Annotated in this window: 19 protein-coding genes; 9 read left to right on the plus strand and 10 right to left on the minus strand. The window is 73.6% G+C overall.

Features of this window, described 5'->3' with window-relative positions:
* From VFZ92_RS37445 to kstD, 5 genes are all read right to left on the minus strand, one after another.
* The coding region (locus tag VFZ92_RS37445) for an FAS1-like dehydratase domain-containing protein (protein WP_330881938.1) at window positions 1-575 on the minus strand (575 nt) is incomplete at its 3' end.
* A gap of 9 nt (window positions 576-584) precedes the next feature.
* Window positions 585-1,556, minus strand: a complete 972-nt coding sequence (locus tag VFZ92_RS37450) for a ferredoxin--NADP reductase (RefSeq protein ID WP_330881940.1) — start codon at window positions 1,554-1,556, stop codon at window positions 585-587.
* The gene (locus tag VFZ92_RS37455) at window positions 1,549-1,800 is read right to left on the minus strand and encodes a hypothetical protein (protein ID WP_330881942.1); all 252 of its coding nucleotides are present in this window, start codon (window positions 1,798-1,800) and stop codon (window positions 1,549-1,551) included. The genes VFZ92_RS37450 and VFZ92_RS37455 overlap by 8 nt, the downstream gene beginning before the upstream one ends.
* A complete protein-coding gene (locus tag VFZ92_RS37460) occupies window positions 1,800-2,927 on the minus strand; it encodes a Rieske 2Fe-2S domain-containing protein (protein WP_330881944.1) in 1,128 nt (375 codons plus the stop codon). The genes VFZ92_RS37455 and VFZ92_RS37460 overlap by 1 nt, the downstream gene beginning before the upstream one ends.
* Window positions 2,924-4,573 (minus strand): 3-oxosteroid 1-dehydrogenase, encoded by a 1,650-nt coding sequence (kstD, locus tag VFZ92_RS37465; protein ID WP_330881946.1) that lies wholly within the window; start codon window positions 4,571-4,573, stop codon window positions 2,924-2,926. Before kstD ends, VFZ92_RS37460 begins: the two co-directional genes overlap by 4 nt.
* Before the next feature lie 114 nt (window positions 4,574-4,687).
* On the opposite strand from kstD, the gene VFZ92_RS37470 reads away from it, so the two are divergent.
* The 8 genes from VFZ92_RS37470 (at window position 4,688) to hsaB (ending at window position 12,542) form a co-directional block, all read left to right on the plus strand.
* Window positions 4,688-6,226 carry an FAD-binding protein gene (locus VFZ92_RS37470; protein ID WP_330881948.1) on the plus strand — a complete coding sequence of 513 codons (1,539 nt, stop codon included), beginning with the start codon at window positions 4,688-4,690 and terminating at the stop codon, window positions 6,224-6,226.
* Window positions 6,220-7,005 (plus strand): 2-keto-4-pentenoate hydratase, encoded by a 786-nt coding sequence (locus VFZ92_RS37475; protein WP_330881950.1) that lies wholly within the window; start codon window positions 6,220-6,222, stop codon window positions 7,003-7,005. The genes VFZ92_RS37470 and VFZ92_RS37475 overlap by 7 nt, the downstream gene beginning before the upstream one ends.
* A 26-nt stretch (window positions 7,006-7,031) precedes the next feature.
* On the plus strand, window positions 7,032-7,946 hold the full coding sequence (locus tag VFZ92_RS37480; protein ID WP_330881952.1) for an acetaldehyde dehydrogenase (acetylating): 915 nt from the start codon (window positions 7,032-7,034) through the stop codon (window positions 7,944-7,946).
* A complete protein-coding gene (dmpG, locus tag VFZ92_RS37485; protein ID WP_330881954.1) occupies window positions 7,946-8,950 on the plus strand; it encodes a 4-hydroxy-2-oxovalerate aldolase in 1,005 nt (334 codons plus the stop codon). Before VFZ92_RS37480 ends, dmpG begins: the two co-directional genes overlap by 1 nt.
* A gap of 62 nt (window positions 8,951-9,012) precedes the next feature.
* Window positions 9,013-10,191, plus strand: coding sequence for a 3-hydroxy-9,10-secoandrosta-1,3,5(10)-triene-9,17-dione monooxygenase oxygenase subunit (hsaA, locus tag VFZ92_RS37490; RefSeq protein ID WP_330881956.1), 1,179 nt, complete (start codon window positions 9,013-9,015; stop codon window positions 10,189-10,191).
* 13 nt (window positions 10,192-10,204) lie between these two features.
* Window positions 10,205-11,071: a 4,5:9,10-diseco-3-hydroxy-5,9,17-trioxoandrosta-1(10),2-diene-4-oate hydrolase gene (hsaD, locus tag VFZ92_RS37495; RefSeq protein ID WP_330881958.1), complete on the plus strand. Its 867-nt coding sequence runs from the start codon at window positions 10,205-10,207 to the stop codon at window positions 11,069-11,071.
* Between the two features lie 5 nt (window positions 11,072-11,076).
* A complete protein-coding gene (hsaC, locus tag VFZ92_RS37500) occupies window positions 11,077-11,979 on the plus strand; it encodes an iron-dependent extradiol dioxygenase HsaC (protein WP_330881960.1) in 903 nt (300 codons plus the stop codon).
* Window positions 11,976-12,542: a 3-hydroxy-9,10-secoandrosta-1,3,5(10)-triene-9,17-dione monooxygenase reductase subunit gene (hsaB, locus tag VFZ92_RS37505; RefSeq protein ID WP_330881962.1), complete on the plus strand. Its 567-nt coding sequence runs from the start codon at window positions 11,976-11,978 to the stop codon at window positions 12,540-12,542. Before hsaC ends, hsaB begins: the two co-directional genes overlap by 4 nt.
* Here hsaB and VFZ92_RS37510 read toward each other — a convergent pair.
* Genes VFZ92_RS37510 through VFZ92_RS37530 form a run of 5 tightly spaced genes read right to left on the minus strand, consistent with a single transcriptional unit; the run spans window position 12,539 to window position 17,962 of the window.
* The gene (locus VFZ92_RS37510; RefSeq protein WP_330881964.1) at window positions 12,539-13,585 is read right to left on the minus strand and encodes an acyl-CoA dehydrogenase family protein; all 1,047 of its coding nucleotides are present in this window, start codon (window positions 13,583-13,585) and stop codon (window positions 12,539-12,541) included. The genes hsaB and VFZ92_RS37510 overlap by 4 nt on opposite strands.
* On the minus strand, window positions 13,582-14,460 hold the full coding sequence (locus tag VFZ92_RS37515; RefSeq protein ID WP_330881966.1) for an acyl-CoA dehydrogenase family protein: 879 nt from the start codon (window positions 14,458-14,460) through the stop codon (window positions 13,582-13,584). Before VFZ92_RS37515 ends, VFZ92_RS37510 begins: the two co-directional genes overlap by 4 nt.
* On the minus strand, window positions 14,457-15,581 hold the full coding sequence (locus VFZ92_RS37520) for an acyl-CoA dehydrogenase family protein (RefSeq protein ID WP_330881968.1): 1,125 nt from the start codon (window positions 15,579-15,581) through the stop codon (window positions 14,457-14,459). The genes VFZ92_RS37515 and VFZ92_RS37520 overlap by 4 nt, the downstream gene beginning before the upstream one ends.
* A 3-nt stretch (window positions 15,582-15,584) precedes the next feature.
* Window positions 15,585-16,418 (minus strand): enoyl-CoA hydratase, encoded by an 834-nt coding sequence (locus tag VFZ92_RS37525; RefSeq protein ID WP_330881971.1) that lies wholly within the window; start codon window positions 16,416-16,418, stop codon window positions 15,585-15,587.
* On the minus strand, window positions 16,415-17,962 hold the full coding sequence (locus VFZ92_RS37530) for a FadD3 family acyl-CoA ligase (protein ID WP_330881973.1): 1,548 nt from the start codon (window positions 17,960-17,962) through the stop codon (window positions 16,415-16,417). The genes VFZ92_RS37525 and VFZ92_RS37530 overlap by 4 nt, the downstream gene beginning before the upstream one ends.
* 77 nt (window positions 17,963-18,039) lie before the next feature.
* On the opposite strand from VFZ92_RS37530, the gene VFZ92_RS37535 reads away from it, so the two are divergent.
* On the plus strand, window positions 18,040-18,564 hold a 525-nt coding region (locus VFZ92_RS37535; protein WP_330881975.1), incomplete at its 3' end, for an acyl-CoA dehydrogenase family protein.

Raw genomic sequence — 18,564 nt, forward strand, 5'->3', positions numbered from 1 at the left:
GGGTCGGCGTGCAGCGGGTTGCGGTCGCCGCACAGCCGGTACAGCAGCGCCTGCTGGGGCAGCGTGGGGGTTTCCAGCACGGCGTTCGGCGCGCGGTCGGGGACGTCGACCCGCGTGGACGGCCCGCGCGAGCCGCCGAACCCGCCCTCGCCGCGGGCGAAGATGCCGGAGCGCGCGGTGAACAGCTCGGTCCCGTCCGGGGCGACGGCGGTCGACTCCTGCACGATCACCGCGGCCGTCCCCTTGTCGAACACGTCGGCCACCCTCGTGCGCAGGACGGCCTCGCCGCGCACCGGGAGCGGGCGGTGCACGGTGATCTCCTGCGTGCCGTGCAGGACCCTGGCGAGGTCGACGTCGACACCGGGGAACGACACGGTGGGCGGCTCGGTCGCGCGCAGGTGGGCCGCGACCACGCCGAACGTCGGCAGCACGTGCAGGTCCCGCTCGTAGGTGTAGCGCAGGTCGCGCGGGCCCGCGCCGAGCGCGAGGTGGTAGAGCAGCACGTCCGACGGTGTCCAGGAGAACGGCACCTCGGGCAGTTCGGCACCGACGGCGACGGCGGGATCGATCGGCATGGCTCCCCCTCAGGTGTAGGTGATCTTCACCGCGTCGGTGACCGGGACCGCCTGGCAGGCCAGGACGTAGCCCTCGGCGAGGTCCTGCTCGTCCAGCACGTCGTTGGCGAGCATCTTCACCTCGCCCTCCACCAGCCTGCACGCGCACGCGCTGCACGCCCCCTCGCGGCACGAGTACGGCGCGTCGAGCCCCTGATCCAGCAGCAGGTCGAGCAGCCGCGTGCGGGCGGGCCAGGCGAAGCGGTGGTGCTCGCCGTCGAGGTCGACCTCCACGGTCGCGTCCGGACCGTCCTGCGAGGGCACCGCCTCCTCGAACGGGTTGCTCGACAGGGAGGTGAACCGCTCGACGTGGATCCGCTCCACACCGAGGCCGCGCGACGCGGTCCTGGCGGCCTCCATGAAGGGGGCCGGGCCGCACAGGAACGCCTCGTCGCACGGCCGGGCGAGCGCGGCGAGCAGCGGCGCGGTCGGCAGGCCCTGCACGGACTCCAGCCAGTGCACGACCACCAGCCTGTCCGGGTGTTCGGCGCTGAGCCCGGCGAGTTCCCCGGCGAAGATCACCGAGCGCTCGTCGCGGTTGGCGTACACCAGGGTCACGCGCCCGGTGCCGCTCAGCAGCACCGCCCTGATGATCGACATGACCGGCGTGATGCCGCTGCCGCCCGCGAACGCGAGCAGGTCGCCGTCCAGCGACGCGGGTGTGAACACCCCCACCGGCCCGAGCACGTCGAGTTCGGCGCCCACGACCGCGTTGTCGCACATCCAGTGCGAGCCGTACCCGTCCGGCGTGCGCTTGACCGTGATCCTCAGCGGCTCGTGCGGGGCGCTGGACAGCGAGTAGCACCGCGCGGCGCTCCCGATCCGCACGGTCAGGAACTGCCCCGGTCCCGGGGTGAACCCGCCGCCCTCCAGCACGAACGACTTCGCGTCCGGCGTCTCGTCGACCACCTCCACCACCCGCAGCCGGTGGACGTCAGCCATCGGCCACCTCCAGGACGCCGTCCCGCACCGCCCGCTCGATGCTGTCGCGCAGCGCCAGGCAGGTCGCGATGAGCGCCGTGTCGCGCCCGGCGGCGGCGAACTCGGGGCAGCTCAGCGCGGCGTCCGACGTCCACTGCACGCTCGTGTGCCGGAGGCTGTGCTTCTTCACCAGCACTCGGTTGCCGCAGGCGAGGCACTCGACCGGGCGCAGACCGCCCTCCAGGAACTCGCGGCGCTCGGACACTAGGCGCCGTCCCCGCGGGCGATGTTGGCCGCGACTTCCCTCTCCCACACCTCGACGGCCCTGCTGGTGTCGACCTCGAACTCGAAGCGGCGCACCATGTCGTCGGTGACGTCCTCCACGTCGACGTAGAACTGGTCGTACCAGCGGCGCAGCTGGTAGACCGGCCCGTCCTCCTCGCACAGCAGGGGGTTGTCGATCCGCGACTTGTTCCGCCAGATCTCCACGTCCTGCAAGAAGCCCGCGCCGATGCCGCGCGCGAACTTGTGGGCGATCTTGTCGGCGTGCTCGTCGGTCAGGCCGGGCAGCTTCTTGACGATCGCCCCCCACTGGAGCAGGAACGAGTTCGCCGTCACCGGGTAGTGGCAGTTGATCAGGACCGTCTCGATGATCGTGCCCTGGTAGTCGTTCCACAGGTGGTCGATCATGTAGGACGGGCCGAAGTACGACGCCTCCGAGCGGACCACGGTGTCACCGGTGTAGTTCGTCCCGGCGCCCGTGACGTCAGGGCGCCCCCGCGTCGTCAGGTACTGCGTCGCCACGTGCCCTTCGAGCACGTTCTTGAAGTACGTGGGGAACGCGAAGTGGATGTAGAAGAAGTGCGCCATGTCCACGACGTTGTCGATGACCTCGCGGCAGTTGGCGCCCTCGATCAGCACCGAGTCCCAGGTCCAGTTGCTCCACTCGTCGCTGTAGGCGGCGTCGACGCGGGGGATCACGACGTCCTCCGGCGGCGGGTTGCCCTGCGGGTCGTTCCACACGAAGAGCTGCTTGTTCTGCTCCAGCGTGGTCCACGCCCTGGTCCGCGCGCGCAGCGGAACCCGCTTGGCGTAGGGGATGCCGACGCACCGGCCGCTGCCCGCCCAGCGCCAGTCGTGGAACGGGCAGGCGATGGCGTCGCCCTTCACGGTGCCCTGGCTGAGGTCGCCGCCCATGTGCCGGCAGTACGCGTCGAGCACGTTGAGCGCGCCGTCCTCGCCCTGGAACACCACGAGCTTGGTGCCGAACGCCTCCACGGCGTGCGGCTCGCCGTCGCGGAACCGCTCGGCGAGCCCCAGGCAGTGCCAGCCGCGCGCGAACCTCGTCGGCGGGGCCCCGGCGTCGATCGTCCGAACCGCGTCCTCTGTCATCGGGTCCCTCCACGGTGGTCGTCGGTGGTCGCCGCTGCGGCGATGTCCAGCGCTGCCAGGTAGCCGAAGGTCATCGCCGGACCGAGCGTGGCACCCGGCCCCGCGTAGGTGTGGCCCATCACCGAGGCGCTGGTGTTGCCCGCCGCGTACAGGCCGGGGATCGCCGTGCCGTCCTCGCGGAGCACCCGCGCGCGGGTGTCGGTGCGCAGGCCGCCCTTGGTGCCGAGGTCACCCGGCACGATCCGCACCGCGTGGAACGGCGGTCTCCGCAGCGGCGCCAAGCACGGGTTGGGGCGGTTGCGCGGGTCGCCGTAGTACCGGTCGTACGCGCTGTCGCCGCGGTGGAAGTCCTCGTCGCGCCCGGTGTCGGCCATCTCGTTGAACCGCAGCACGGTCTCCGCCAGCGCGTCGGCGGGCACGTCGATCAGCCGGGCCAGCTCCCGCACGGTGTCCGCGCGGTGCACCACGCCCGCCTCGTACCAGTGGCCGGGGAACGGCTGGCGCGGCGTGCGGCCCGCGAACGGGTAGCGGTCGCGGTAGCGCTGGTCCGCCACGAGCCACGTGGGCATGTTCCCCTCGTACATGGCGTTCACCGCGTCGACGTAGGGCGCCGCCTCGTTGACGAACCGCCGCCCGGCGCCGTTGACCAGCAGGCAGCCGGGCAGGGTGCGCTCGGACAGGCAGAAGTAGGGACCGCGGGGCAGCGGGACCGACGGTCCCCACCAGGCGTCGTCCATCAGCCCGACCGCGCCACCGGCCCGGACGCCCGCCTCGATGCCGTCGCCGGTGTTCTCCACGGCGCCCGAGGTCCACTCCGTGCCGATCGGCTCCCGCTGGTGCTCCTTGCGCATCCGCTCGTTGTGCTCGAACCCGCCCGCGGCCAGCAGCACCCCGTGCCGGGCGCGGACCAGTTCCCCGCCGCCGACCCTGACCCCCGTCACCCGGCCGTCCTCGGAGTGCAGGTCGACCAGCGGGGTGTTCAGCCGCACCGGCACGTCCGCGGTGAGCAGGCCGGCCCGCAGCCCGGCGGCGAGCGCCTGGCCCAGGGTGAGCAGCGTGCCGCGGCGGAACCGGCGGGTGAACACCCTGGCGGCGGTCAGCACCCCGCGCGGGTGGCGGGCGGCGAGCGTGAGCCACCGGTAGTCGGCGGCGGTCACCACGATCCCGGCGGGGGAGGGCAGGTAGGGGGCGTTGAGGTTGGCCCGTTCGGCGCCGAGCACGTCGGCGTCGAACGGCTTCGGCTCGATCGACCGGCCGAGCGGTCGCCCGCCCGGCGCCTCGGGGTAGTAGTCGGAGTAGCCGCGGACCCACTGGAACCTCAGCGGCGTGTGCTCGCGGACGAACGCCAGCATCTCCGGCCCGCGGTCGAGGTAGGTCCGCAGCAGGTCCTCCGGCACGTCGTCGCCGACGATGTGCCGGAGGTAGGCGGTCGCCCGCTCCGGGGTGTCGCTCGGGTCCGCCGCGCGCAGCACGGCGTTGTTCGGGATCCACAGGCCCCCGCCGGACCGCGCGGTCGACCCGCCGAAGCGCGGGGCCTTCTCCAGCACCACGGCGCGCAGGCCCCGGTGCGCGGCGCACAGCGCGGCCGTCATCCCCGCCGCGCCGCTGCCCACGACGACGACGTCGAACTCGGTGTCCTGGTCCACGGTGCCTCCACGGAGAGTCAGACTAGAACAGGTTATAGTTTCGCGGCGTCTTGGCGCTATGGTGGAACAGAGCGAACTGAGCCGCCGATCGAGAACGTGTTCCGGGGAGGGTGCGTGGACGTCAGCGCGGACGTGGTGGTCGTGGGCTTCGGCGCCGCGGGCGCCTGCGCCGCGATCGAGGCGGCCGGGGCGGGTGTGTCGGTCGTCGTGCTGGACCGGTTCGCCGGCGGCGGCGCGACGGCGTTGTCCGGCGGCGTGGTCTACGCCGGCGGCGGCACCCGGCAGCAGGTCGAGGCCGGGGTGCCCGACACCCCCGAGGGCATGTTCGACTACCTGCGCCACGAGGTGGGCGAAGCGGTGTCCGGCGAGACCCTCTGGCGGTTCTGCCGGGGCAGCGCGGACATGCTGACGTGGCTGGAGGCGCGGGGCGTGCCGTTCGACGCGAGCCTCTGCCCGTTCAAGACCTCCTACCCCACGAACGACTACTACCTCTACTACTCGGGCAGCGAGCAGGCGCGGCGCGACGTCGCCCCGCCAGCCCCGCGAGGCCACCGGACCAAGGGCAGGGGCACGTCCGGCGCGGTGTTCTTCGCCCGGCTGGCCGACTGCGCCCGCCGGTCCGGCGTGCGGGTGCTGCCGCAGACCGCCGCGCGGGAACTGGTCACCGACGGCGGCCGGGTCACCGGCGTCCGCTGCCGAGGGCTGTCCGGCGCGCCCCGGATCGCGCACCGGGTCCTGTCGCGGTTCGCCGTGAAGCCGGGCCTGTACTACCCGCCGCTCGGCCGCTCGCTGCACCGGCTGGCCGCCGCGCTGGAACGCCGCCACGGCCGGGATCTGCTGGTCCGCGCGCGCCGGGGCGTCGTCATCGCCGCGGGCGGGTTCGTGTTCGACCGCGAGTTGATGGACGAGCACGCCCCGGCGTACCGGAGAGGCCTGCCGCTGGGCACCCCCGGCGACGACGGCAGCGGCATCCGGCTCGGCACGTCCGTCGGCGGGACCACCGCCCGGATGGACCGGGTGACGGCGTGGCGGTTCATCACCCCGCCCAGCGCGCTGCGCAAGGGCGTCCTGGTCGGCCCGGACGGGCGGCGCGTGTGCGACGAGTCGCTCTACGGCGCGGCCGTCGGCGAGGCGATCATCACCGGCCACGGCGGCCGGGCGTGGCTGCTCGTCGACGACGGGGTCCTCGACGAGGCGCGCAGGCAGGTGCCGTGGCAGACGCTGTGGTTCCAGCGGTTGCAGGCCCGCTACCTGCTCTCGCGCGGACTCGTCACCGGGCTCACGCTCGACGAGGTCGCGGAGGCGGCCGGGATCGACGCGGCCGGGCTCCGGGCGACCGCCAAGGCCTACGGCGACGTGCCGGACGCCCTCGGCAAGGCCCCCGAACTGGTGCGCCCGCTGGTGCCGCCGTACTCGCTGATCGACGTCTCGATCCGGTCCCGCGTCGGGTACCCGTGCCCCGTGCTCACCCTCGGCGGGCTGGTGGTGGACGAGCGCACCGGCCGCGTGACCGGGGTGGAGGGCCTGTACGCGGCGGGCCGGTCGGCGGTCGGCGTGTGCTCCGAGTCCTACGTCAGCGGGCTCTCGCTCGCCGACTGCGTCTTCTCCGGCCGCCGGGCCGGGCTCCACGCGGCGGGGGAGGCCCCGTGCTGACGACCGACCAGAGGACCGCCGCGGCGGAACTGCTGCGGCAGGCCGAGCACGACCGCGTGCCGGTCAAGCCGCTGGCGCAGCTCTACCCCGACCTCGACGTGGTCGACGCCTACGAGATCCAGCTGGTCAACATCCGCCGCCGGGTCGACCGGGGCGCGGTGGTGGTCGGGCACAAGGTCGGCCTGTCGTCGCTCGCGATGCAGCGGATGATGGGCGTGGACGAGCCGGACTACGGCCACCTGCTCGACGACATGCGGCTGCACGAGGGCACGCCCGCGCGGGCGGCGGACTACTGCTACCCCCGCGTCGAGGTGGAGGTGGCGTTCCTGCTCGGCGCCGACCTGCCCGGCGAGGGCTGCACCGAGCAGGACGTGCTGGCCGCGACCGAGGCGGTCGCGCCGTCGATCGAGCTGATCGACAGCCGGATCGTCGACTGGCGCATCGGCCTGGTCGACACCATCGCCGACAACGCCTCGTCGGCGGGCTTCGTGCTCGGCGCCGACCGGGTCCCGCCGTCCGAGGTGGACCTCCGCACGATCGACGCCCGGCTGCGCAAGGGCGGAGAGGTGCTCGTCGAGGGCCGCAGCGACGCCGTGCTCGGCAACCCGGTGGTCGCCGTCGCCTGGCTCGCGGCCAAGGTCGCGGGCTTCGGCGTGCGGCTCAGGGCGGGCGACGTCGTGCTGCCCGGCTCCTGCACGCGCGCCGTCGACGTGCACGCGGGCGACTCCTTCCACGCCGAGTTCGACGGGCTCGGCACCGTCTCGCTGTCCTTCGGGTGAGCGTCCTGTCCGGTGAGGGGAACGACATGGGTTCGGCGAAGGCGACCGCGGCGATCGTCGGGTCGGGGAACATCGGCACCGACCTGCTGCACAAGCTCCTGCGCTCGCGGCGGATCGAGCCGCGCTGGATGGTGGGCGTCGACCCCGGGAGCGAGGGCCTGCGCCGCGCGGGGGAGCTGGGCCTGGAGGCCTCCGCGGAGGGCGTGGACTGGCTGCTGCGCCAGGACGAGCGTCCCGACGTCGTGTTCGAGGCGACGTCGGCCGCCGTGCACCGGGCGAACGCGCCGCGCTACGCCGAGGCGGGCATCCGGGCGGTCGACCTGACCCCCGCGGCGGTCGGGCCGCACGTCGTCCCGCAGGTCAACCTGCGCGCGCACCTGGACGCGCCGAACGTCAACCTGATCACCTGCGGCGGCCAGGCCACGATCCCGATCGTGCACGCGGTGTCCAGGGTCGTCCCCGTCGCCTACGCCGAGGTCGTCGCCAGCGTGGCCTCGGTGTCCGCCGGGCCCGGCACCAGGGCGAACATCGACGAGTTCACCCGCACCACCGGCCGGGGCATCGAGGAGGTCGGCGGGGCGACCAAGGGCAAGGCGATCATCGTGCTCAACCCCGCCGACCCGCCGATGATCATGCGCGACACGGTCTTCTGCGCCGTCCCGGCGGACGCCGACGAGGCCGCGGTCGCCGAGTCGATCACCCGGATGGTGGCGGACGTGGCGACCTACGTGCCCGGCTACCGGCTGCTGAACGAACCGCAGTTCGACCGGGTGCGGGCGGGGACCGGCGAGGTCCACCGCGTGTCGGTCTTCCTGGAGGTGGAGGGCGCGGGCGACTTCCTCCCGCCGTACTCGGGGAACCTCGACATCATGACCGCCGCCGCGACCAGGGTCGGCGAGGAACTCGTGCAGGCGCTCGCGACCGTCTCGGGAGGACAGTGATGCTGCGGTTGACCGACACGTCGTTGCGGGACGGCTCGCACCACAAGCGGCACCGGTTCACCACCGAGGAGGTCCGCTCGGTGGTGGCCGCGCTGGACGCGGCGGGCGTCCCGGTGATCGAGGTCGCGCACGGCGACGGCCTCGGCGGGTCCTCGTTCACCTACGGCTTCAGCCTCACCCCCGAGCAGGAGCTGATCGCCACGGCGGCGCGCACCGCGAAGCGGGCGAGGATCGCCGTGCTGATGCTGCCGGGCGTCGGCGTGAAGGACGACATCCTGGTCGCCAGGGACAACGGGGCCTCGATCTGCCGCATCGCCACCCACTGCACGGAGGCCGACATCTCGGTGCAGCACTTCGGCCTGGCCCGTGACCGGGGGCTGGAGACCGTGGGGTTCCTGATGATGGCGCACTCGCAGCCGCCGGAGGCGCTCGCCAAGCAGGCCAGGATCATGGCCGACGCCGGGTGCCAGTGCGTGTACGTGGTGGACTCCGCGGGCGCGCTGGTGCTCGAACAGGTCGCCGACCGGGTGTCGGCGCTGGTCGCGGAACTGGGCGACGACGCCCAGGTCGGCTTCCACGGCCACGAGAACCTCGGGCTGGGCGTCGCCAACTCGGTGATCGCGGCCCGCGCGGGCGCGGCGCAGATCGACGGCAGCGTCCGCCGGTTCGGGGCGGGGGCGGGCAACACGCCGCTGGAGGCGTTCGTCGGGGTGTGCGACAAGCTCGGGATCGCCACCGGTGTCGACTTCTTCGCGATCGTGGACGCGGCCGAGGACGTGGTGCGGCCCGCGATGCCCGAGGAGTGCCTGCTCGACCGCATGGCGCTGGTGATGGGGTACGCGGGCGTGTACTCCAGCTTCCTCAAGCACGCGTTCGTCCAGGCGGAGCGCTACCGGGTGTCCGGCGCGCAGATCCTCGTGCGCGCGGGCGAGCGCAAGCTCGTCGGCGGGCAGGAGGACCAGCTGATCGACATCGCGCTGGAGCTGCGGCGCGAGCAGGTGTGACGTTCGTCGACAGAAACGAGAACGTGTTCTAGTCTGGCTCGTGCCGGAGAACGGGAGTTGCGATGAGCGACCAGGTCGGCCACGAGGTCCTGGCCAAGGTGCGGGAGCTGCTGCCCGTCCTGCGCGACCGGGCGCAGGAGGCCGAAGACCTCCGCCGGGTGCCCGAGGAGTCCGTGAAGTCGTTGCAGGAGATCGGCTTCTTCAAGCTGCTGCAACCCGTTCGCCACGGCGGGGCCGAGGCGCACCCGCTCACCTTCTACACCGCCGTCAAGCTGATCGCGAGCGCCTGCGGCTCGACGGGCTGGGTCGCCTCGGTCCTCGGCGTGCACCCGTGGCACGTCGGCCTGTTCGCAGACCGGGCGCAGCAGGACGTCTGGGCCGACGACCGCGACACCCGCATCTCCTCGTCCTACGCGCCGGTGGGCCGGGCGACCCCGGTCGACGGCGGGTTCCGGTTCACCGGCCGGTGGAGCTTCTCCTCCGGCTGCGACCACGCGACGTGGGTGCTGCTCGGCGGGCTGGTGATGGGCGAGGACGGCAAACCGGTCGACTTCCGCACGTTCCTGCTGCCGATCGCCGACTACCGGATCGACGACGTCTGGGACACCGTGGGGCTGCGCGGCACCGGCAGCAACGACATCGTCGTCGAGGACGTGTTCGTGCCCGAGCACCGCACGCTGAGCATGGGCCACACCGCGAAGTGCGTGTGCCCCGGCCAGGAGGTGAACACCGGCCCGCTGTTCCGGATGCCGTACGGCACCGTGCACCCGTACGCGATCACCGCGCCGATGATCGGGATGGCGCTGGGCGCGTACGAGGCCCACGTCGGCGCCACCCGCGACCGCATCCGCGCCTCCTACCTCGGTGAGAAGTCCTCGGAGGACCCGTTCGCCCAGGTGCGGATCGCCAGCGCCGCCAACGACATCGACGCCGCGTGGCTCCAGCTTGAGCGCAACGTCACCGAGGAGATGGCGCTGGCCGAGACCCGCACCAGGATCCCGGTGGAACTGCGGCTGCGGGCGAGGCGGGACCAGGTGTGCGGCAGCGCGCGGGCCGTCGCCGCGATCGACCGGCTCTTCGAGAGCGCGGGAGGCAAGGCCATCGGCACCGGTCAGCGGATCCCGAGGTTCTGGCGCGACGCCCACGCCGCCAGGGTGCACGCGGCCAACGACCCGGAGCGCGCGCTCGTCCTGTACGGCAAGGGCGAACTCGGCATCCCCGTCCGCGACGGGCTCTTCTGAGGTGGGGGACGACGTGACAGCGCTCGGTTTCGAGGCCACCAGCCGCTACGCGGACGTGGGCGGCCTGCGGCTGCACTACCACGAGGCGGGCTCCGAGCACGGCACGACCGTGGTGCTGCTGCACGGCGGCGGACCCGGCGCGTCGGCGTGGAGCAACTTCCGCCGCACGATCCCGGTGTTCGCCAAGACCTTCCGGGTGCTCGCGGTCGACCAGCCGGGGTTCGGCCTCTCGGACAAGCCGACCGAGCACGACCAGTACTTCACCCACAGCGCGCGGGCGCTGCGCGGCCTGGTCGACGCGCTCGGCGTGGACAGGGCGCACCTGCTCGGCAACTCGCTCGGCGGGGGAGCGGCGGTGCGGTTCGCGCTGGACCACCCGGACCGGGCGGGGCGGCTGGTCCTCATGGGACCGGGTGGGCTGAGCGTGAACGTGTTCTCACCCGACCCGACCGAGGGGGTGCGCGAGCTCGGCCGGTTCGGCGCGAAGCCGGGGCCCAGCAGGGAGAAGCTGGAGGCGTTCCTGCGCACGATGGTCTACGACCGGTCGCTCATCACCGAGGAGCTGATCGAGGAGCGCTACGCGTCGGCGAGCACCCCGGAGTCGTTGCGCGCCATGGCCGCGATGGGCGCCTCGTTCAGCCGTCCCGACTCCTTCGAGCAGGGGATGCTGTGGCGGGAGGCCTACCGGCTGCGCCAGCGGGTGCTGCTGGTGTGGGGCCGGGAGGACAGGGTCAACCCGCTCGACGGGGCGCTGCTGGCGCTGAAGCTCATCCCGCGCGCCCAGCTGCACGTGTTCGGCCGGTGCGGCCACTGGGCCCAGATCGAGAAGTTCGACGAGTTCAACCGGCTCGCGATCGACTTCCTCACGGACGGGGAGTGACAGGCATGGGAATCCGTTCGCTCGGCTACCTCCGCATCGAGGCCACCGACATGGACCGGTGGCGCGAGTTCGGGCTCAAGGTGCTCGGCATGGTGGAGGGGAAGGGCGCCGACCCGGCCGCGCTGTACCTGAGGATGGACGACTTCCCGGCCCGGCTGGTGGTCTTCCCCGGCGAGCACGACCGGCTGGCCCAGTCCGGCTGGGAGGTCGCGAACGAGGCCGAGCTGGTCGAGGTCGGCGAGCGGCTGGCCGCCGCCGGGGTGACGGTGAAGGAGGGTGACGACGCCGACCTGGCCGACCGCCGCGTGACCGGCCTGATCCGGTTCGACGACCCGTCGGGCAACACCCTGGAGGTCTTCCACGGGGCTGCGCTCCAGCACCGCAGGGTCGTCAGCCCGTACGGCCACCGCTTCGTGACCGAGGAGCAGGGGCTCGGGCACGTCGTGCTCTCGACCCACGACGACGCGGCGGCGCTCGCGTTCTACCGCGACGTGCTCGGCTTCCGGCTGCGCGACTCGATGCGCCTGCCGCCGCGGTTCGTCGGCCGCCCGGCCGACGGGCCGCCCGCGTGGCTGCGGTTCTTCGGCTGCAACTCCCGCCACCACAGCCTCGCGTTCCTGCCGATGCCGACACCGAGCGGGATCGTGCACCTGATGGTCGAGGTGGCCGAGACCGACGACGTCGGTCTGGCGCTCGACCGCGCGCTGCGCAGGAAGGTGCCGCTGTCGGCGACGCTGGGCAGGCACGTGAACGACCTGATGCTGTCGTTCTACATGAAGTCGCCCGGCGGCTTCGACATCGAGTTCGGCACCGAGGGCAGGCAGGTGTCCGACGAGGACTGGATCGCGCGGGAGAGCACGGCGGTCAGCCTGTGGGGCCACGACTTCGGCGTCGGTGCGCGGGGGTGACCGTCCGCAGCGGGTTCGACGCGGCCCGGTTCCGCACCGTGCTGGGCCACTTCTGCACCGGCGTCACGGTCGTGACCGGTGTGGACGGTGAGCGCCCCGTGGGGTTCGCCTGCCAGGCGTTCGCCGCGCTGTCCCTAGACCCGCCGCTGGTCCTGTTCTGCCCGGCCAGGTCCTCGCGGAGCTGGCCGGTCATCGAACGGGCGGGCCACTTCTGCGTGAACGTGCTGGCCGAGGGCCAGCGGGCGGTGTCGACCGTGTTCGGCACCGCGGGAGCGGACAAGTTCGACGCCGTGGGCTGGACCCCGTCCTCGACCGGCGCCCCCGTGCTGGACGGGGCGCTGACCTGGGTCGACTGCACGGTGGAGGCCGTGCACGAGGCGGGTGACCACCACGTCGTCGTGGGCCGCGTCGTCGACCTCGGCGAGCACCGCGACGAACGCCCGCTGCTGTTCTTCCGGGGCCGCTACGCCGCCACCAGCACCAGCCCGCCGGACGACCGGGGCTGGACGGGCGAGGTGCTCGACGACCTCCTCACCTGGCCCCGCCAGTCGGACTGGATCTAGCGGCGCGAGAACACCCGCGGTGCCAGCCGGGCCACGTGCTCGGCCGGGTCGCCGAACAGCCGCGCGCTCCCGTGGGCCCGCTTGAAGTACAGGTGCGCGTCGTGCTCCCACGTGATCGCGATGCCGCCGTGCAGCTGGATCATCTCGGCCGCCACCCGGCACACCGCCTCGGAGCAGTGCACCTTGGCGACGGCCGCCGACACCGGGTCGTCGGCGGCGGCCTCCGCCGCCGACCGCGCGGTCTCCACGAGGACGTGCAGGTCGGCCATCCGGTGCTTGAGGGCCTGGAAGCTCCCGATCGGCCTGCCGAACTGGACGCGCGTGCGGGTGTGCTCCACCGTCAGCTCCAGTGCGCGCGCGGCGGTGCCGACCTGTTCCGCGCAGAGCGCCGCGCAGGCCACGTCGCGGACGCGCGGCAGCGCCGCCGGGCCGAGGCGGCGGCCGACGGCGCCGGTCAGCGCGACCGTGGCGAGGCGGCGGGTCGGGTCCACCGCGGGCACGGCGGTGCGCTCGACCCCGGCGCCCGCCGGGTCGACCTCCCACAGCGTGATCCCGTCGGACCCGCGCGCCGCCACGAGCAGCACGTCCGCCAGGTCGCCGTCGAGCACGTGGTGCGCCGTGCCGTCCAGCGTGTCCGACGCCGTCACGGCCACGGCGTCGGGGTCCCACCGGCCGTCGGCGCCCGTCCAGGCGAGCGCGGCGATCGTGGTCCCCGCCGCGATCCCCGGCAGCAGCCGCCCGCACGCCTCGTCGTCGCCGCACGCCAGCAACGCCCGCGCGGCCACCACCGCCGACCCGAGCAGCGGCGCGGGGGTCAGCGTGCGCCCCAGCTCCTCCAGCACGACGTGCGACTCCGCCTGCCCGGCGCCGAGCCCGCCGTAGACCTCGGGAACGGCCAGCCCCGCGACCCCGACCTCCCCGCACAGCCTCGCCCACAGGGCGGCGTCGTACCCGCGCGGCGACGCCATCGCCGCGCGCACGTCGGAGTGCTTGGCCAGCAGGCCGCGCACGGAGTCGCGCAGCGCGCGCAGCTCGGCGGTCACAGCGCCTCCAGGACGCGGTCGCGGTGCGTGGACGGGGTGCCCCAGGCTCCGACCAGCGCGCGGGTCTTCGCCAGCCACCGGGACAGGTCGTGCTCGGCGGTGTAGCCGATGGCGCCGTGCACCTGGAGGGCGGTGCGCGCGGCCCGGTAGGCGGCGTCGCCCGCGGCGACCTTGGCCGCCGACACGTCCCGGCCGGTGAGGGTGACCGCCGCGCCGTGCACCAGCGGCCGGGCCAGCTCCAGGCCGATCAGGACGTCCGCGAGCTGGTGCTTGACCGCCTGGAACCCGCCGATCGGCCTGCCGAACTGGGTGCGCTGCCGGGCGTGCGCGGTCGCCATCTCCAGCATCGCCCGTCCGAGCCCGAGGAGCTGGGCGGCGCACGCCAGCACGCCGAGGTCGAACGCCCGCGCCGCCCGCGCGGTCGTGCCGAGCACCGGTCCGCCGACGAGGTCGACCAGCCGCCGCGTCGGGTCCACCGAGGTCAGCTCCGCGACGGCCTCGGCCGACCGCAGCGCCTCGCCGTCGAGCAGGAAGTACAGCTCGGCCTCGTGCGCGTGCGGGACGTGCGGCGGGATCGCCACCGACGCGGTGAGCTTCCCGGTCGCCAGCTCCGGCAGCCAGCGGTCCTCGCCGACGTCGGCCAGCAGCGTCGGCACCACGACGACCGACTCCACCAGCGGGCCGGGCACGGCGTGGTGGCCGAGTTCCTCGAACGCGACCACGAGGTCCACCGCGTCGGCCGCCACCCCGCCGAGCCGCTCCGGCACGGCCAGCGCCGTGACGCCCAGCTCGGGCAGGTCGAGGCGGCCCGCCGCCAGCGATCCGTGCAGGGACGCGCCGAACTCGACCTGCTCGGTGGACAGCGCGAACCTCATCGGTCACCCCTCGGCAGGCCCAGCAGCCGTTCCGCCACCACGTCGCGCTGGATCTCGTTGGTCCCGGCGTAGATCGGGCCCGCCAGCGAGAACAGGTAGCCGTCCAGCCACTCGCCCCCCACCTCGCCGCGCGGGCCGAGCAGGTCCAGCGCCGTCTCGTGCAGCGCCACGTCCAGCTCCGACCAGAACACCTTGGTGACGCTGGACTCCGGGCCGAGCGCACCGCCCTCCGCGAGCCGGGTCACGGTGCCGAACGTGTGCAGCCGGTAGGCCTGCGCGCCGATCCAGGCGTCGACCACCCGGTCCCGCAGCGCCCGGTCGGGAGCGGTCCGCCACAGGCCGACGAGCCTGCGCGCCGCCGCCAGGAACCGGCCGGGGCTGCGCAGCGACAGGCCCCGCTCGCTGCTCGCGGTGCTCATGGCCACCCGCCACCCGTCGCCGACCTCGCCGAGCACGTCGCGGTCCGGCACGAACACGTCGTCGAGGAAGATCTCCGCGAACCCGGGCTCGCCGTCGAGCTGCGCGATCGGCCGCACGGTCACGCCGTCCGCCCGCAGGTCGAACAGCAGGTAGGTCAGCCCGCGGTGGCGCGGCGCGTCCCGGTCGGTCCGGAACAGCCCGAACCCCCTGTCGGCGAACGCCGCCCGTGAGCTCCAGGTCTTCTGCCCCCGCAGCAGCCAGCCGCCGTCGGTGCGCACGGCGCGGCTGCGGATCGCCGCGAGGTCGCTGCCCGCCTCCGGCTCCGACCACGCCTGCGCCCACACCTCGTCCGCCCGCGCCATCGGGGGCAGCAGCCGCGCGCACTGCTCGGGCGTCCCGTGGGTGAACAGCGTCGGCGCGAGCAGGAAGATCCCGTTCTGGCCGACCCGGCCGGGCGCCCCCGCGGCGTGGTACTCCTCCTCGAACACCACCCACCGCAGCAGCGACGCGCCCCGACCGCCGAACTCCTCCGGCCACGACACGACGGACAGGCGCGCGTCGGCCAGCTCGCGCTCCCACTCGCGGTGCTGCGCGAACCCGGCCTCGGTGTCCATCGAGGACAGCCGCCGCACGTGCTCCGCGAGCCACGCGCGCACCTCCTCGCGGAACTCCAGCGTCCCGTCGTCCAGGTCGAGGTCCACCGCTCAGCTCCCCGCCCTCTTCATGGCGCGGGCGTCCATGCCCGCCAACGAGTCCGCCCCGACCTCGGCGTTGTGGGCGTGGGCGAAGTGGTGGAGCCCGAACACCGAGTCCATGCCCGCGCGCATCCCCATCAGGTCCTCGGACTGGTTGACCGCGCGCTTGGCCAGCGCCAGCCCGAACCGCGGCATCGTGGCGATCCGCTCGGCCAGCCGGTGCGTCTCCGCCTCCAGGTCGGCGCGCGGCACCACCCGGCTGACCATGCCCCACTCCCGCGCGCGGTGGGCGTCGAACCGGTCGCCGGTGAACAGCACCTCCTTGGCCGCGCGCGGCCCGAGCACCCACGGGTGCGCGAAGTACTCGACGCCGGGGATCCCCATGCGCACCACGGGATCGGCGAAGAACGCGTCCTCGGACGCCACGACCAGGTCGCACACCCACGCCAGCATCAGCCCGCCCGCGACGCACGCGCCCTGCACCATCGCGATGGTGGGCTTCGGGATCTCCCGCCACCGGCGGCACATCCCGAGGTACACCTCCATCTCCCTGGCGTAGCGCAGGTCCCCGCCCCGCTTGCCCACGTGGTCCCACCACAGCACGGACTTCCGCTCGAACGAGGTGTCCACGTCCCGCCCCGGCGAGCCGATGTCGTGCCCCGCCGAGAAGTGCTCGCCCGCACCGGCCAGCACGACCACCGACACCTCGTCGTCGTCGACGGCGCGGGTGAACGCGGCGTCGAGCGCGTAGGTCATCGCGGAGTTCTGCGCGTTGCGGTACTCCGGCCGGTTCATGGTCACGACGGCGACGGCGCCGCGCCGCTCGTACTGGACGACGGTCATGCGTCCTCCTCGCGCAGCAGGTGCTTGACGACCTTGCCCCCGGCGTTGCGGGGCAGGCTCGGCGGGAACTCGACGAGCCTGGGGACCTTGTAGTTCGCCAGCCGCTCGCGGCAGAACCCGATGACGGCCTCGGCGGTCAGGGTGTGGTCCGGAGCGGTGACGACGTGCGCCACGCCGACCTCGCCGAGGCGGGCGTCGGGCACGCCGACGACGGCGGACTCCGCCACCCCCGGCAGCCGCGCCAGCACCTGCTCCACCTCGGCGGGGTAGACGTTGAACCCGCCGCAGATGTACATGTCCTTGAGCCGGTCGGTGATCGAGAGGTACCCGCGCTCGTCGATCCGGCCGACGTCCCCGGTGTGCAGCCACCCGTCGGGGTCCACGGCCGCGGCGGTCGACTCCGGGTCGTCGAGGTAGCCGAGCATGACGTTCGGCCCGCGCAGCAGGACCTCGTCCCGGTCGCCCAGACGGAGTTCGAAGCCCGCGGCGGGCGCGCCGCAGGTCCGCGCGACGGTCTCGGCGTCGTCGCTCGGCAGGCACATCGTCGCCACGACGGCCTCGGTCAGGCCGTAGGCCGTGAGCACCGACGAGAAGCTGAGCTCCCGCTGCATCCGCTCGACCAGCGCGACGGGCACCACCGCCGCGCCGGTCACGGCCAGGCGCAGGCTGGACAGGTCGCGCTCGGCGCGGCCGGGGTGGTCGAGGACGGCCTGGTAGATCGTCGGCGGTCCCGGTAGGACCGTGACGCGCTCCTGGTCGACGAGCCGCATCGACTCGTCGACGTCGAACACCCGCTGCGGCACGATGGCCGCGCCGCGCAGCAGGCACGCCAGGATCCCGGCCTTGTAGCCGAAGCTGTTGAAGAACGGGTTGACCACCAGGTAGCGGTCGGACCGGCTGAGGTCGCCGCGTTCGGCCCACGCGTCGGCGACGCCGATCGACTGCCGGTGGGCGCTCATGGCCCCCTTGCTCCGCCCGGTCGTGCCGGACGTGAACAGGATGTCGGCGACCTGGTCCGGGGTGACCGCGTTCGCGCGTTCCAGGACGACCTCCACCGGCACGTCCTCGGAGACCCGGTCGAGGTCGGCCCACTCCACCACGCCGTCCGCGCGGGGTTCGGCGGTGATCGGGATCCGCACGACGACCTCCGGCAGGTCCCGGTCGGCGGCGCGGAGCCGGGCGAGCCGGTCGACGTCGAGGAACGTTCCCACGACGACGAGGGCGCGGGCCTGGCTCCGGTGCAGCACGTCGAGCGTTTCCGCCGCGGTGAAACGGGTGTTGACCGGCACCAGCACCGCGCCCGCGTGCAGCGCCCCGAGCGCGGCGACGACCCAGTGGTGGGTGTTGGGGGAGCACAGCGCGACCCGGTCGCCCGCGTCGACGCCGAGTGCGACGAACGCCCGCGCGACCGTGCGGACCCGTTCGCGCAGTTCGGTCCACGAGAGCCGGACGTCCCCGTCCACCACCGCGTCCGCTCCGCCGAAGCGCAGCGCGGCCGCGTCCAGCGCGGCGGGGATCGTGTGCTTGCCGAGTTCGAGGTTCATCACGACCTCCAAAGCAAGTGCTTGGTAGGGTAGCCTACGCAGGAAGCCGACCACTTGGCCAGACGCCGGAGGTGCTCGTGCGGGACGAGGCCTTTCGCCGCGAGGTGCGGGACTGGTTGTCCGCCAACCTGTCCGGCGAGTTCGAGGGGCTGCGCGGCCTCGGTGGACCGGGGCGCGAGCACGAGGAGTTCGACCGGCGCATCGCGTGGGACCGGCACCTGGCCGCCGCGGGCTGGACGTGCCTCGGCTGGCCGGTCGAGCACGGCGGCAGGGCCCTTCCCCTGCACCGGCAGGTGGTGTTCCACGAGGAGTACGCCCGGTCGGGCGCGCCCGCTCGGGTGAGCCACATCGGCGAGGAGCTGCTCGGCCCCACGGTGATCGCCTTCGGCACCCCCGAGCAGCGGCGGCGGTTCCTGCCGCCGATCGCGCGGGTCGAGGAGCTCTGGTGCCAGGGCTACTCCGAGCCGGGAGCGGGCTCGGACCTCGCCTCCGTCAGCACGAGCGCGGTGCTCGACGGCGACGAGTGGGTGGTCACCGGCCAGAAGGTGTGGACGTCGCTGGCGCACGTGGCCGACTGGTGCTTCGCCCTGGTGCGCACGGAA

Origin of the sequence: Umezawaea sp. (genome assembly GCF_036375055.1) — a bacterium.
Classification (GTDB): domain Bacteria; phylum Actinomycetota; class Actinomycetes; order Mycobacteriales; family Pseudonocardiaceae; genus Umezawaea.

What these genes read in the sequence shown, in the direction of transcription:
- VFZ92_RS37450 (WP_330881940.1), bottom strand. Translation starts at nt 1,556, where the DNA reads ATGGCTGACGTCCACCGGCTGCGGGTGGTGGAGGTGGTCGACGAGACG.
- VFZ92_RS37460 (WP_330881944.1), bottom strand. Translation starts at nt 2,927, where the DNA reads ATGACAGAGGACGCGGTTCGGACGATCGACGCCGGGGCCCCGCCGACG.
- VFZ92_RS37480 (WP_330881952.1), top strand. Translation starts at nt 7,032, where the DNA reads ATGGGTTCGGCGAAGGCGACCGCGGCGATCGTCGGGTCGGGGAACATC.
- dmpG (WP_330881954.1), top strand. Translation starts at nt 7,946, where the DNA reads ATGCTGCGGTTGACCGACACGTCGTTGCGGGACGGCTCGCACCACAAG.
- hsaA (WP_330881956.1), top strand. Translation starts at nt 9,013, where the DNA reads ATGAGCGACCAGGTCGGCCACGAGGTCCTGGCCAAGGTGCGGGAGCTG.
- hsaC (WP_330881960.1), top strand. Translation starts at nt 11,077, where the DNA reads ATGGGAATCCGTTCGCTCGGCTACCTCCGCATCGAGGCCACCGACATG.
- VFZ92_RS37515 (WP_330881966.1), bottom strand. Translation starts at nt 14,460, where the DNA reads ATGAGGTTCGCGCTGTCCACCGAGCAGGTCGAGTTCGGCGCGTCCCTG.
- VFZ92_RS37525 (WP_330881971.1), bottom strand. Translation starts at nt 16,418, where the DNA reads ATGACCGTCGTCCAGTACGAGCGGCGCGGCGCCGTCGCCGTCGTGACC.
- VFZ92_RS37530 (WP_330881973.1), bottom strand. Translation starts at nt 17,962, where the DNA reads ATGAACCTCGAACTCGGCAAGCACACGATCCCCGCCGCGCTGGACGCG.